This window comes from Pedobacter sp. BMA, assembly GCF_001027745.1.
In the GTDB taxonomy this organism is placed as follows: Bacteria; Bacteroidota; Bacteroidia; order Sphingobacteriales; family Sphingobacteriaceae; genus Pedobacter.
On record NZ_LECU01000005.1, the window covers coordinates 98,307 to 113,608 of the forward strand.

At 40.9% G+C, this 15,302-nt stretch carries 12 protein-coding genes; 8 read left to right on the forward strand and 4 right to left on the reverse strand.

What is annotated here, in order from left to right:
* Positions 1–180 precede the first annotated feature (180 nt).
* Complete coding sequence (locus AB669_RS09975; RefSeq protein ID WP_047799167.1) at positions 181–810, reverse strand: DUF4159 domain-containing protein; 630 nt, start codon at positions 808–810, stop codon at positions 181–183.
* A gap of 101 nt (positions 811–911) precedes the next feature.
* Between AB669_RS09975 and AB669_RS09980 the strand changes: the two genes are divergently transcribed.
* From AB669_RS09980 to AB669_RS10015, 8 genes are all read left to right on the forward strand, one after another.
* Positions 912–1,958 (forward strand): MoxR family ATPase, encoded by a 1,047-nt coding sequence (locus AB669_RS09980; protein WP_047799168.1) that lies wholly within the window; start codon positions 912–914, stop codon positions 1,956–1,958.
* Positions 1,958–2,845: a DUF58 domain-containing protein gene (locus AB669_RS09985; RefSeq protein ID WP_047799169.1), complete on the forward strand. Its 888-nt coding sequence runs from the start codon at positions 1,958–1,960 to the stop codon at positions 2,843–2,845. The genes AB669_RS09980 and AB669_RS09985 overlap by 1 nt, the downstream gene beginning before the upstream one ends.
* A 2-nt stretch (positions 2,846–2,847) precedes the next feature.
* Positions 2,848–4,215 carry a BatA domain-containing protein gene (locus AB669_RS09990; protein WP_047799170.1) on the forward strand — a complete coding sequence of 456 codons (1,368 nt, stop codon included), beginning with the start codon at positions 2,848–2,850 and terminating at the stop codon, positions 4,213–4,215.
* A complete protein-coding gene (locus AB669_RS09995; RefSeq protein ID WP_047799171.1) occupies positions 4,202–6,334 on the forward strand; it encodes a DUF4175 family protein in 2,133 nt (710 codons plus the stop codon). The genes AB669_RS09990 and AB669_RS09995 overlap by 14 nt, the downstream gene beginning before the upstream one ends.
* Positions 6,335–6,336: 2 nt before the next feature.
* On the forward strand, positions 6,337–8,118 hold the full coding sequence (locus AB669_RS10000; protein WP_047799172.1) for a hypothetical protein: 1,782 nt from the start codon (positions 6,337–6,339) through the stop codon (positions 8,116–8,118).
* A 92-nt stretch (positions 8,119–8,210) separates the two neighbouring features.
* Positions 8,211–9,845, forward strand: coding sequence for a TldD/PmbA family protein (locus AB669_RS10005; protein WP_047799173.1), 1,635 nt, complete (start codon positions 8,211–8,213; stop codon positions 9,843–9,845).
* A gap of 2 nt (positions 9,846–9,847) precedes the next feature.
* Positions 9,848–11,164 (forward strand): TldD/PmbA family protein, encoded by a 1,317-nt coding sequence (locus AB669_RS10010; protein ID WP_047799174.1) that lies wholly within the window; start codon positions 9,848–9,850, stop codon positions 11,162–11,164.
* A 94-nt stretch (positions 11,165–11,258) separates the two neighbouring features.
* Positions 11,259–12,899, forward strand: a complete 1,641-nt coding sequence (locus AB669_RS10015) for a TldD/PmbA family protein (protein ID WP_047799175.1) — start codon at positions 11,259–11,261, stop codon at positions 12,897–12,899.
* Here the strand turns inward: AB669_RS10015 and AB669_RS10020 are convergent.
* The 3 genes from AB669_RS10020 to AB669_RS10030 all read right to left on the reverse strand — a co-directional run bounded on the left by AB669_RS10020 (position 12,891) and on the right by AB669_RS10030 (position 15,292).
* Positions 12,891–13,337, reverse strand: a complete 447-nt coding sequence (locus tag AB669_RS10020; protein WP_047799176.1) for a luciferase family protein — start codon at positions 13,335–13,337, stop codon at positions 12,891–12,893. The genes AB669_RS10015 and AB669_RS10020 overlap by 9 nt on opposite strands.
* The gene (locus AB669_RS10025; RefSeq protein WP_047799177.1) at positions 13,319–14,248 is read right to left on the reverse strand and encodes a hypothetical protein; all 930 of its coding nucleotides are present in this window, start codon (positions 14,246–14,248) and stop codon (positions 13,319–13,321) included. The genes AB669_RS10020 and AB669_RS10025 overlap by 19 nt, the downstream gene beginning before the upstream one ends.
* A gap of 156 nt (positions 14,249–14,404) precedes the next feature.
* Positions 14,405–15,292: an SMP-30/gluconolactonase/LRE family protein gene (locus AB669_RS10030; protein WP_053058360.1), complete on the reverse strand. Its 888-nt coding sequence runs from the start codon at positions 15,290–15,292 to the stop codon at positions 14,405–14,407.
* Positions 15,293–15,302: the final 10 nt, after the last annotated feature.

Here is a 15,302-nt window from a genome sequence, read left to right on the forward strand (position 1 = left end):
AGTCACAAAACTATATAATGACTTTTAATTTTTCGGGGGTTGAATAAACTGAACAGAAAAAAGTTTTAATCAACAGTTTGTGAATAATCACGAACAGGCTTAAACATTCCGCAGATTCTTACGGGAAGAAATCAGATGCAGCATCACATCCATCAAACTGATAATGAGCATGTAGAGTCATTAACTATTGATACCCATCGCATATAAAATGATGTTCACAGCGAACTTCGTATTATCTTCAGCCAGAAAACGTTTATTTCTAAAATCATAATCCCATTCACAGCCGTAATCTTTATTGCTATATAAAACCCCTATCCTGTTGTTTATGGTTATCGCTTTTAAGTAGTCATGTACCAGATCATCTCCCCAACCATTTAATTCAAAAGATGTTGTTGGCGGACCTTTTTCAAACTTGAAAAACGAATGGTAAAGACCATGATTGTTCGGAATCTTTTTCAAAGCCGTAGCGCCGAATAAATTACTCATTTGTGTTTCAAAGGAACGGGCGAACAAACCATCGATATCGTGGTTGCAGTCATCAACGAAAACAAAGCCCCCATTATGTACGTAAGTTTTGAAATTTACGGCCTCCTGCTGACTAAACTGCACCAGTTTATGTCCGCTCAAATAGCAAAACGGATACTTAAACAAATCGCGGCTGCTCAACTCAATGATCTTCTCTTCCTCATCTAAAGGAATTGTGGTGTATTCTAAAAGTGAATTTAGTACATTGGAGGGCATACGCTGGTCGGTATCCCAATCTCCTGAATTATACTTCAATCTCGCAAACGTAAACTTGGCTCTTTGCATTGTTCTAAATTACCGCCAATTTTTATTAATTCAGATTTTTGAAGGAATTATCTTGTAAATTTTTTGATATTCTGAGATTAAGATAAAAAAAGGTTGTGTTTATGACCTATATTGAGGCACAATACCGCACAATTAAAAAAAATAAAGTTTTGGAGCGTACAGAAAGTAACTTAAAATTATTGATTGGTAAAATCTCCCTGTTAAAAAGCGAAATACAGAAAGTAATTGTTGGGCAGGATGAAATTATTGAAGAAATGCTGATTGCCTTAATGGCCGGTGGACACTGTTTGCTGGAAGGCGTACCTGGATTGGCAAAAACTTTAATGGTACGCACCATGTCGCAGGCGCTCGATTTATCGTTCCGCAGGATCCAGTTTACACCCGACCTCATGCCTACCGACATTGTGGGTACGGAAATTCTGGAAGAAGACCATGTCACCGGCAAGCGGTTCTTTAAATTTAACAAAGGGCCTTTGTTTGCAAACATTGTACTGGCAGATGAGGTAAACAGAACGCCCCCCAAAACGCAGTCTGCGTTACTGGAAGCGATGCAGGAGTTTGAAGTAACTTACGGCGGACAAACATATCCCTTAGACCGGCCATTCTTTATTCTGGCTACCCAGAACCCGATAGAGCAGGCTGGAACCTATCCTTTGCCTGAAGCGCAGCTAGACCGTTTTCTGCTATATATTAAAATTGGCTATCCAACGGCAGCCGAAGAAACGCAAATTTTAAGCAGCACAACCGGAAGTAAAAAAGCAGTAATCAATCCCATTATCGGGGCTGAAGAAATAAAAGAATTGCAATCCATTACCAGAGAAGTAAGCATCAGCGATGATTTAGTTAGCTATACCAGTGAACTGATCCGCGCCACCAGGCCTGATACCACTGCTGTAACCTTTGTTAAAGAGTGGGTGCGTTGGGGAGCAGGGCCGCGTGCAGGTCAGGCTTTAATCTTAACCGCCAAAGCAAGGGCTTTATTTAAAGGCAGGTATGCCGTGATTCTGGAAGATTTACAAACCATGGCCTATCCGGTATTGCGCCATAGGGTGTTGATGAACTTTAAAGCAGAAGCTGAAAATGTGTCTTCAGATCAGGTTACCAGTGAACTGATCAAAGCTATTTCAAAACCCAAAGCAAATATTTAATGAGTAAACTACTCGATCCGAAAGTTTTAATGGCGATTAAAGAACTGAGCTTGTCGGCTAAAATGACAATCGATGGCTTTATGAGTGGCATTAATAAAAGCACTATAAAAGGTGCCGGATTGGAGTTTAGCCAATACCGTAGCTATCAGCCGGGCGATGACCTGCGTTCGCTGGACTGGAAAATGTTTGCCCGGTCCGACCGCTATTACATTCGCGAATCAGAAGTGGAAACAAGCATTGCGATCAGGATTTTAATCGATGCAAGTGCCTCCATGAATCACAGCGATGGTGATTTCACTAAAATTGACTATGCCAGATATCTTGGTGCATCATTGGCATACCTTGCAAACTTACAGGGCGATGCCATCGGCTTATATGTCTTGAAAAACTCGGGGATCTTCTCCATGACACCAAAACAGGATTTTCAGCATCTGGCAAGGTTGTTTTACCAACTGGAAACCATTCATCCTGATGGAACATTCACCAAACCCATTCATTACAAAGAACTGTTTGCAGGTGCACAAAAACGGGAACTATTGGTTTTTGTGACTGATTTATACCAAACTGATGATGAAATCATTAACCTGCTGGATACTTTAAATACCCTTCGCCACGAAATTGTGGTTTTTCATATGGTTTCCAGAAACGAACTCGAGCTTGATTTTAAAGGCTACACCTCTTTTGAGGATCTGGAAACGGGAGAAACCATACAGATTGACCAGTCTAAAGCCAGAACGGAATACAAAACCAAACTGGCAAACTACTTAGCTGAAACCAGAACTAAAATGCTGGATAGAAGAATATTTTACAGAACGATTTGTACTGATGAGCCGCTGGATCAGGCATTGAGAGATTTTTTAAAACAAAGAAGCAAACTTAGAATTTAACTGTGCAGTTTTTATATCCCATAGGTTTACTGGCGCTGGCAGGCTTAATTGTTCCGCTGATTATCCACCTGTGGAATATTAAGCAGGGAAAGACATTAAAAATCGGAAGCATTACGCTTTTAGGAGAACGTTCAAGCGCGAGCTCAAGAAGCTTCAGGATCAACGATTGGTTATTACTCATTTTGCGGTGTTTACTTTTGATCATTATTGCCTTTATCCTCGCACAGCCAGTAATTAAGAAAACCTTACCAATAAAAAACAGTGGCTGGATTTTAGTGCAAAAATCTAATCTACTTCAGGTTTACAAAGATAACCGCAGAATGATCGATTCATTGATTAAGCGGGGTTATGAACTTCATGAATTTAATACGGCATTTGCCACGCTAAATTTGAAGGATACAGCAGATACTCAGCATTCAACAGTTACTTCACTAAGTTATAGCCATTTGCTCAATCAGCTGAATGATGTTCTGCCGTCAGGCAGCCAAGTCTTCCTTTTTGCTGATCGCCGGCTTGCCAACCTTGAAAGCGGAATCCCTCAAATGGATTACAACCTGAATTGGAAAACATTAAATGAAACTGATACGACAAGTAGCTGGATTGCCGAATATGCAGGAATAAAATATGAAGCTGCATCAAATCCTTCAAATACAACATACACCCGGGTAAAAAACAATGATGCTGGCCCTATTAAAATTGCCATTTATGAACCTTCAGGCACTAACGACAGGAAATACCTGATTGCTGCACTCCGTGCCATTTCAGGCTTCAGTAACCGCCGGCTGGAAATAAATCCCGAAAGTAAAGCCGACATTGGCTTCTGGCTTTCTGACGAACCCGTTTCTCGTGGTTTCAAATCTTCAATAGAACATAAGGGCACACTATTCCAATATGAAAAAGGAAGGGTAATTCCGGAGGCCTCTTTCCTCCGCATCGAGGGAGAAAGTATTTCCTCAACAAAACGAATCCAATCACCAGAAACGCTTGATAAAATCTGGGTTGATGGGTTCGGCAATACCATTTTGGGTCATGAGCAATTAAGTAACCTGAATATCTATCATTTCTATAGCCGTTTTAATCCACAATGGAACCAACTGGTATGGAATGGGGTATTTGTAAAAGCTTTAATGCCTGTTGTGATTCAGGATCCAGACCAGGAAGGTTTTGGTTTTAAGCATAATGCTGCAGACCAGCGCCAATTGGCCGATGAACAACAAACAGTAGTTAAACGTAATGCCGCTTCAGGCACTGTACAAAAAACTACAAATGCACCAGTCAACCATATTTACTGGGTGCTGGCTTTACTGCTCTTTACCATTGAGCGGATTTTATCTTTCAGAAAAAAAACCATTGTTTATGTCAAAAACTGAGGGACAAATCTGGATACATCGCTTAAGGAAAAAGTGGATAACACTTTATCTGCTTCGCTTACTAGCGGTTAGCCTGGCAATGGCATTGGTAATTTCTGCATTGCTTGTGCATGTACTTCATTTAGCTGCCTGGTACTTTGTAATTGTACTGGCTATAATTCTGATCATTTTATTGGTTGCTAAGCCTATCTGGAAAAGCTCAGATAGCGATTTTTCCAGATTCATCAATCATCAATATCCTGAACTCGAGGAAAGTGCCGATTTGCTGCTTCAACATCCGGAAGGATTATCCATGCTGCAAAAATTACAGCTGGCAAAAATCGAAAAAGTAATCCATACCATAAATCCCGAAAAAGAGCCGCTAAGAAAATTATATATAGGCTTAGCAATTCTATTGGCTGGTTTGCTGATCAGTTTCGGGATCACAAAAATTCCCCAGATTCACAAAGCACATCAGGTGGCCTCCGCCAATCAAAACCCGGTACCGATAATCAAGGAAAAAGTCCCCGCAGAAGTTTCCGCATTTGACGTTACCATCATACCCCCTGCCTACACCGGTAAACCTGAACGTAAACAAAAGCAATTTACCATCAAGGCAGAAACGGGCGCCAGAGTAATCTGGCAATTCGATACAAACATTAGTCTGAAAACAATGAAGATTATTTTCAATGATAAGGAGACAATTGTTTTGAAACCGCAAAACCGCGAAGCTACAAAGTGGACTTTTGCAAAGACAATTGAGAAATCAGGTTTCTATCAACTGGAGATAGATGGCAGAAGATCAGATTTATACCAAATGGAAGTTATACCCGATTTACCGGTAAACATTAAGATCATACAACCGAAGCAACGTACAACAATCGATATCGGTCAACCGCAAAAGTTTAATCTAAAACTAAACCTGAGTGATGACTATGGAATCAATGATGCTTTTATTTCAGCAACTATGGCCAGTGGTAAAGGCGAAGGTGTAAGCTTTACCGAAAAAAAGTTAAGCTTCAACACCAGTTTCAATAACCAGAAGCACATCGCTCTAGGCAAGGAAATCGATTTAAAAAGCTTAGGTATGAAACCTGGCGATGAACTTTATTTTTTCATCAAGGCAATGGACAACCATGGTCAATCCAGTCGTTCAGACGTTTATTTCGTTTCAATTGTAGATACAACCGAGCTCATGAGCATGGCTGGTATGACGAACGGCGTTAACCTGGTTCCGGAATATTTTAGAAGTGAACGGCAGATTATTATTGATACAGAAAAGTTGTTAAAAGAACAGTCTGGTTTATCTGCAGAGGCTTTCAAAACCCGAAGTAACGAGCTGGGGATCGACCAGAAACTACTAAGGCTTCGCTATGGTCAGTTTTTGGGCGAAGAAAATGAGACTGAAATTGGCGGCGACCACGACGATCACGATGAACATGCGGAGCATGCAGCGGAGCCTGAAAAATTTGGAGATGTTACCGCCATAATGGATAAGTACGCCCATAAACATGATATTGCTGAAGATGCTACGTTTTTTGAACCGGAAATGAAAGCACAGTTAAAAGCCGTTTTAACGGAAATGTGGAATGCAGAACTGCGTTTGAGAACTTATAAACCACAAGAAGCCTTGCCTTATGAATATAAGGCACTAAGATTATTAAAAGACCTTCAGCAAAAATCAAGGGCTTACGTGGCAAAAACAACAGTCAAAACCGCATCACTAAAACCCGAAAAACGATTAAGTGGTGAACTGGATAAGATTATGCAGCCTGTTCAAAAAATGTTGGCCGAACGGAAGGAACAGCGAATGGTCCAGTTAAAAGCTTCGCTGGCCCTTTTGGAAAGTAGAAAGTCAGGAAAGAAATTTACTGAAGGTGATCGTTTTTTATTGAGCGACACTGAAAAGTATATGATTGGTGCCGCAGCCGACAACCCAACAACCTATTTAAATGCTTTGACCAGTTTGAGACGATTGTCAGGCAATACCCGCTTACAGGTTTCAGATATCGACATCGCCCAGAAAGCGATACAAAAAATGATTAAAGGTGAAACGGCCAGTCCACAAATACAAAGTGCCCTTCCCGCTTCGGCCCTGTATCAAAACTATTTCAATAACTTAAACAAAGCAGGCAGATAGGCATGGAATTCAAATATATCGCTATCATTTTAAGCTTCATTCTGCTTTCCTTTTTGTTATACAAAGAGATTTCCAGAGCAGATAAGGCAAGGTTAATGTGGCGGCTTATTGCCTCCGTGATGGCAGTAACTTGTTTTGCCCTTTTGATTGTTCCGGTGAAGTATCGCATCCCATCCAGCCAAAACATAAATGAAATTACCTTACTTACAAAAGGAACAAACCCTGATTCTGTTGCAAAAATAAGCGGCACGAAATATTCCCTGGCCTTTACAATAAAGGGGCTTAAAACCAAACAGATTCAGGATTTACCCTATTTCCTTGCCACTCATCCGGATATTAATAAACTTAATATTTATGGCTACGGTTTATCAGATCAAGACTTAAAAGGTTTAGCAGGTTACGGGATAAATTTCCATCCGGCTGCAAAACCAGGCGGCATCATTTCTGCTAACTGGCAACAAACAATCAAATCCACCGAACAACTACAGGTTCAGGGGGTTTATCAGAATAGCAGTAGCGAAAGTGTAAAGCTTTTGTTAAAAGGCCTGGGAAATTCAATTGATTCAGTTTCAGTTGCACCAAATTCAAGCAAACCTTTTTCATTCAAAACCCAGCCAAAACAAATTGGAAGGGCAGTTTATGAGCTGATCAGTTTGGAGAACAATGATACCCTGGCTAAAGAGCCCCTACCCTTTATTGTGACTGAACAAGGCAAAATGAAAGTTTTGATATTATCTTCCTATCCTGATTTTGAATATAAATTTTTGAAAAAATGGCTGTTCGATAACCAGTATCCGCTGGTTTTCCGGACCAGGATCAGCAAAGATAAATACAGCTCAGATTTCCTGAATACAGATAGTTTAAACGTCGACCGGATCACGGCCTCTTCCCTAAAAAAATTCGATGTTTTAATCATAGATGAGGGTGAACTTGCAGCAATTGCACCGGACGAAAGAACAGCCATAAACGATGGCGTTAAAGGTGGATTGGGTTTGTTCATCAGAATTTCCGATCTAAAGCCTGCCTCTGCGTTTAGCTCCAGATTTGGCAGGTTTGAATTGCCTCCTTCGAAAGATAAACAGTTGAGTCTATCGTTAAAGGACGAAGATTACAAATTTGGCAAGCTTCCACTGGAACAGACTTTATTTTTAAAGACGACTGTGAATGATAAGCCTATGGTTATTGATGGAAGCGGCAAAACTTTAGTGAGCAGTACCCTTCAGGGATCAGGAAAAATGCTCATCACTTCAATCACCTCAACGTTCAACTGGCTTCTATCCGGTAGAATAACAGATTACACCAGGTACTGGTCTGCAGTTTTATCAGCGGCAGCAAGAAAGAAACATGAAGCTCAATCTGTTCAAATACTCCCTCAGTTTCCATCAATTTACGGGAAAACAGAATTTATTGTCGATTTAGCTGAATCGGGTAAAGCGCCACAAATAAAAGTTAATGGTGTAAAGCTTGCACCCGGGCAAAATATTGAGCTTCCGTTTGAGTGGCAGGCGTCCTTTTGGCCAGAAACCTCTGGCTGGAAGGCATTATCTGTCAACCAATCAACTCAACCTTTCTTTGTTTATAAAAATACAGACTGGCTGGCTTTAAAAAATCAACAAACTATCATTTCTACCTCACAGCTTTCAAACAAAGCAAACCATCACACTACAAAAACCTCACTAACGAATAACTTTTCAGAAAAGGAGGTTTCAATATGGTGGTTTTTATCAGGATTTATACTTGCTTCTGCCTTTTTATGGTACGAATCGAGAATCCTTTCAGCCTAACTGCAGTTTGAAACTAAAATGTTATAAATATATTGGCTATCTAAGCACATTAATGGCTATCTTGAGATCGTAAATCACCTAAACCGAACCAATTGAAAAGAAAAGATTTCCTCTATTTATCAGGAATGGGTTTTGGGGCGCTTATGCTTCCCGACTTATCCGCCTTCGGAACGCCCATAGATCCTTTACAGGCACTTGAGGGTGTTGATGTTAAGATCAAGAAAGAACTGGCCGATGTAGCGCTCAACGCTGCGAAATCAAAAGGTGCATCGTATGCCGACATACGCATTGGCCGTTACCTCAACCAGTTTGTCGCCACCCGCGAAAAGCGTGTGCAGGGTGTAGCCAATACCGAATCTTATGGTGTGGGCATACGCGTTTTGGCCAATGGATGCTGGGGTTTTGCCGCAACAAATAATGTAAGCAAAGATGCAGTTGCAAAATGTGCTGAACAAGCGGTTGCAGTGGCAAAGGCAAATGCAAAGATCCAGGGTGAGCCTGTTCAGCTGGCGCCTCAAAAAGGTTACGGCGAGGTGAGCTGGAAAACACCTATCGAAATCAATGCCTTTGAAGTACCTGTAAAGGAAAAAGTAGATTTGCTTTTAAACGTGAACGATGTTGCCATGCAAAACGGAGCGAACTTCGTCAACTCGGTGATTTTTGCCGTGAATGAGCAAAAATATTTTGCCTCAACAGATGGGTCTTATATTGATCAGGATGTACACAGGATTTATCCGAATTTTAATGTCACCAGAATAGACCGGGCTTCGGGACAGTTTAAAACCCGCAACTCCTTAAGTTCGCCCATGGGTAAAGGTTATGAGTATATGCACGCCCGTCCGGAAGATAAAGTAAGTGGTATTGTAACCCGCTACAAAGGCCGTTATGATATGCTTGAAGATGTGAAAGAGGCCGCGCGTGTAGCATCAGAAAAAATTAAGGCAAAATCGGTAGAACCGGGTAAATATGATCTCGTGTTGGATCCATCTCACCTTTGGTTGACCATCCACGAGTCTGTTGGTCACCCGACTGAATTAGACCGCGTGTTGGGATACGAAGCAAACTATGCCGGTACCAGTTTCCTGACTTTGGATAAATGGGAATCAAAGAAATTCAAATTTGGCAGTGATAAAGTCAATATTGTAGCCGATAAAACCCAGGTGGGCTCATTAGGCGCAGTAGGCTATGATGATGAAGGCGTAAAATGCAAGAAATGGGATTTAATCAAAGATGGTGTATTGGTCAATTACCAGGCCATTCGCGATCAGGCACACATCATTGGTTTAAATGAATCACAGGGATGCTGCTATTCTCAGGGCTGGGACGATGTTCAGTTCCAGCGTATGGCCAATGTTTCCTTACAGCCGGGTAAAGAAAAGCTTAGCGTTGATGATATGATTAAAAATGTTGAAAAAGGCATTTACATTATCGGCGATGGCAGTTTTTCTATCGACCAGCAACGTTATAACTTCCAGTTTGGAGGGCAGATTTTCTATGAAATCAAGGAAGGAAAAATCGTAGGCATGTTAAACGATGTTTCCTATCAGGCAAACACGCAGGAATTCTGGAATTCGTGCAATGCGGTTTGCGATGAAAGTGACTATCGTTTAGGTGGATCATTCAACGATGGAAAAGGTCAGCCTTCGCAAAGCAGTGCCGTTTCTCACGGAAGTTCAACTGCAAGATTCAATGGAGTTAATGTTATTAATACAGCAAGAAAGATATAATTATGGCTATACTAAGTAAAGAAGAAGCCCAGGCGATATTAAAAAAGGTAGTTGGCTTTTCAAAAGCCGATTTCTGCGAAGTAAGTTTAAGAGGTTCTGATGGCGGAAACATTCGTTATGCCCGTAATGCCGTTTCAACCGCAGGACAAATCAGTACCATGAGTTTGGGCGTAAGTTCTACATATGGAAAGAAAACAGGTTCGGCAACGATCAATGAGTTTGATGATGCTTCACTTGAAAAAGTGGTGCGCAGAGCGGAAGAGCTGGCGATGCTGGCTCCTGAAAACCCTGAGTTTATGCCATTACTAGGCCCAGCCACCTTTGATGAATCTAAAACATTTAATGCGAATACTGCGGCAATGACACCAGATACCCGCGCGGAAATGGTAGGAAAAAGTTTAAGTGTATCCAAAGCAGCAGGATTAGATGCTGCAGGCTTTCTGGAAAACTCTACCAGTTTTAATGCAATCATGAACTCAAAAGGTTTATTTGCATACAATAAAGGCACAAATGTTTCCTTCTCTGTTACGGTTAGAAATAAGCAGGGAACGGGATCAGGATATGTTGAGCAGGATTTTAACGACCTGTCCAAAATGGACACCCTGGCACTGAGTAAAATTGCAGCAGGCAAAGCCAATGGTTCTGCAGGAGCAAAAGCCATTGAACCAGGAAAGTATACTGTCATTTTAGAGCCGCTTGCGGCCAGCGATATGTTAGGCAACATGTTTAGGGGTTTCGATGCCCGTAGTGCTGATGAAGGCAGAAGTTTCATGAGCAAAAAAGGTGGCGGTACGCGTTTAGGCGAACAGCTTTTTTCTGAAAATGTAAACATCTACTCTGATCCCCTCAATGCCGAAGTGCCCTCTTCCACATGGAGTGGCGATGGCTTACCTTTAAAAAGAACACAATGGGTAGATAAAGGTGTGGTTAAAAACCTTTCTTATTCCCGTTACTGGGCCGCACAGAAAAATGTTCAGCCAGTACCGTTCAGCAGAAGCATTGTAATGGAAGGCGGAACACAATCACTGGAAGATTTGATTAAAAGTACAGAAAAAGGTATTCTCGTTACGCGTTTCTGGTATATCCGCTCTGTAGATCCTCAAACTTTACTACTGACAGGCTTGACGCGTGATGGTACTTTCTATATCGAAAATGGTGAGATTAAATTCCCAATTAAAAACTTCAGATTTAACGAGAGTCCGGTGATTATGTTAAACAATGTTGAAGCACTGGGTAAACCCGTAAGAACCGGAAGTGGGCTAATTCCGCCAATGAAAATCAGGGATTTCACCTTTACTTCGCTGTCTGACGCGATTTAATTAATTGAATCGTTATTGCCAGGCGAAGCAATGAAGCAATCTAAACTCAGGGTTTGGATTGCTCATTTTTACCATACAATTTAAAAACCGAAAATTGAGAAGAAGAGATTTTTTATACATGACTGGCGTGGGTCTGGGCACCACAATGCTGCCCAATTTACCCGCATTTGGCAAAATAATTTCTGTAGAAGAATCATTAACACCTGTTGATGTTGCCCTGAAAAAGCAAATGGCTGATGTTGCCCTGAATGCTGCAAAAAGCAAAGGAGCAACCTATGCCGATGTTCGGATTGGACGGTACTTGAATCAGGTGGTAGTCACAAGAGAAAACAGGGTTGAAAACATCTCCAATGCTGAATCTTATGGTTTGGGAGTACGGGTAATTGCCAACGGAAGCTGGGGATTTGCGGCAACAAACAATCTCGACAACGATAGCATTGCCAAAGCAGCAGCGGCGGCGGTTGCTATCGCAAAAGGCAATTCCAAACTCATGGAGGAGCCTGTTCAACTTGCCCCGCAAAAAGGGTTCGGTGAAGTGAGCTGGAAGACGCCATTAGAGGTGAATGCCTTTGAGGTTCCAATAAAAGAAAAGGTCGACCTGCTACTGAAAGTGAACAGTGAAGCAATGAAAGGCGGTGCAAAATATATTAACTCTAATCTTTTTATGATCAATGAGCAGAAGTATTTTGCTTCTACAGATGGGTCATATATCGATCAGGATATTCACAGAATCTGGCCTACTTTTACCCTCACAAAAACGGACTCGGCCAGCGGCAAGTTTGAAACCAGAAGTGCATTAAGTGCCCCAATGGGGATGGGATTTGAGTACTTAAATCCTAAAGACACAGAGAAAATTAAAGGTGGCCCAGTAACCCTTTATAAAAAGCGTTATGATATCCTGGAAGATGTTCGCGAAGCAGCTGTTCACGTCGATGAAAAGCTAAAAGCTAAACCCATTGCACCGGGGAAATACGATTTGGTTTTAGACCCTTCTCACCTCTTTCTAACCATACATGAATCTGTCGGTCACCCGACAGAATTAGACCGCGTTTTAGGCTACGAAGCAAACTATGCCGGAACAAGTTTCCTGACCCTGGATAAATGGGAATCGAAAAAATTCAATTTTGGCAGTAAAGAAGTAAATATTCTGGCAGATAAAACGGAACCAGGATCTTTAGGTGCTGTGGGTTATGACGATGAAGGGGTTAAATGTGGCAACTGGGATATCATTAAGGATGGTATTTTAGTTAATTATCAAACTATACGCGATCAGGCACATATCCTCGGACTGAAGGCATCCCAGGGTTGTTGTTACGCCGATAGCTGGGACAGCATCCAGTTTCAAAGAATGCCCAATGTTTCTTTAGCCCCCGGCAACGCACCACTAAGTGCCGCTGATATGGTTAAAAATGTGGAAAAAGGCATTTATATGTTTGGCCGAAATTCGTATTCTATTGATCAGCAGCGCTACAATTTTCAATTCAGTGCACAACTGGCTTATGAGATAAAAGAAGGCAAAATTGTGGGCATGTTTAAAGATGCAGCTTATCAGGCAAACACCCAGGAATTCTGGAACTCATGTGTACAACGTTGTGATCAGAATGACTACCGCCTGGGCGGAACATTTTCCGACGGTAAAGGCCAACCCGGACAAGCAAGTGCAGTATCTCATGGAAGTGCAACCACACGTTTTAACGGCGTAAATGTAATTAATACGGGAAGGAAGTTAGGCTAATTTTGTAGCCAGAACTTTTCGGCTGGCTACTCTTTTATAGGCTAATGCTAATAGATCAATAGCTAAAGCGAGCCCCTCTTTATCTTTAAGGTAGTAAGTAACCCAGCCTGATTTAGTAATCAAATGATGTTCACTAACTTTATTTGCCAGAATTAGATCAGACTTAATTTGAGCGGATAATAAAATATCCAGAATACCATTGCTGTGAACATGAGCGAACTCTTTTCCGCTGAAATTAAACTGAATGCCTCCATACTGATGTAAGGCGACAGAGTTTTGCTCCCATTTTAATGCGGTATTCTCAAGCTCGTCAAGCAAATCCAGGCGTTCCGGATCAACAACAAAAAGCCAAAGCTTCATTACATTATCAAAAATCTGTGCTAATAAAGGAATACCCTTTAAAAACCCCAGATACTTCACTACAAATGAAAACAGCATTTATTTGTTTCGCTTAAAACTTTAATATGATCCATTACTCTTAGATGTACATTTCTGGTAATGCTTTCTGCCCAAAGATCGTAATACCAGACAGGAAATACTTTCAAGCTGTACCAACTGTTGCCAGTTAGCGTGGTGGTACCGTTGCCATTATCCTTAAGTAAAAACTGACCTCTTTGGATGTCTATATGTTCCATAATTTCAGGATCATGTGGTTGTGCTGTAATATCAAAAGTTAGGTTTTTATCCGGCTCAAAAGTTACAATTTTCTCATCAAATGTATATCCGTTACTAAAGATGCACTTCCTGCCTGCACCATTTCTATAGCCTGTTACTGTAGTTTGCGATGGGCTTGGCATACCAATATTAAACAGCCAGTATTCATTTGGCTTTTTTATCTTGTCGAACGCTACCACATTTTTCCAGATTTTATCAGGTGTAGCATTAATGATAACCTCATCAGATACCATGTTTTCATAATGATGTTCTGAGAGTGAATCTGCTGCAAATACCACCAACAACAGCGATACAAAACTCACATTCAAGGTCTGATTATTTTTATTGAACATAGCCTTGCCGATGAATGCCCCGGTTACAACAAATACGAAAATAAGTGGTGATACAATAATTAAGCAGATGGTACCCTCTCTCAAAAAAAAGAAACTCAGCACAATAGCAATCAAACCATTAAAAACCGAATAACCAACGCGTGTAGCTGTTTTAAGCGGAACTGTTTTCCAAAACCATGAACTCAATATCCCCATTAACACAGGAAGAATTACAAATTCAGAAAAAACAAGAACACCGGGTTTGGACGGTCCAATAAGATATCTTGTGATCGCGATTGCGCTTATGATAAGGATATTAGGAACAATAAATCCCGGCAATAAGGTTTTATTAACTTTTTTCATCAGCTCTAATTTATTAACCAAATATAATTAAAACAAATTAAACTTTCAAAAATTACTGAAAGATAGTTTAACAATAAGCCTATAGTTATCACACAACCGCGTAATAGATCTGAAGTTAGACTGCCTGACGGTGTTTTAGTGAGCACCATAATGCATTTACTCCACTCCTTTGGCATTTGTGGCTATCATATATAGCGATTTGGAGGCCGTAATAAAAAGAATATTCCTGTTTTTACCTCCAAAGCATATATTCCCACACCAGTTCTCCGGCACATCGATATGCCCGGTCTTTTCGCCCGTTGGTGTATAGATATCTATACCTTTTCCTGTAATGTAAATATTTCCAGCACTATCCAATGTCATCCCGTCCGAACCTTGCTTAAAAAGAAGCATCCGGTTACCTAAAGTTGCATCTTTATCGATATCATATCTGTATGTCACATCAGCCACCCTGTCGGCCACATAAAGGTATTTTCCGTCAGGTGTACCAACAATGCCATTTGGCCTGGTCATCCCATCAGCAACAACGAAAGCAGTTTTAGTTCCTTTTGGGAGATAATATACTTTTTCGCCATTAAGTTCAGACTTCTGCCTTGTCCAGTAATCGCGTTGATAATATGGATCAGTGAAGTAAATCCCTCCCTTGGCATCAAGCCAGATATCATTAGGCCCGTTTACTTTTTTACCTTCATAATCAGAGAACAAGACGCTTACTTTCTTATTCTTGCCGATAGACCATATCTCATTATTTTCATCAGCACAAACAATCAGGTTGCCTTTCTTATCGAAATAGGTACCGTTTGCCCTCCCCGATTTGTCCATATATAAGCTGAGCTGGCCCTTTATATCGTATTTCCAGATTTTATCATTTGGCTGATCGGTAAAGAATACATTACCTTGCTTGTCCACAGAAGCGCCTTCTGTAAATTTAAACTGCGAAGAAATGAGCTTCAGACTATCCTGAACAAAAACGGGAGCAGCAGACTGGCTGAAAGAAAATGAAGTAATTGAGATAAAGAATGATAAGAGGAAATATTTTTTCATAGTAGATGTT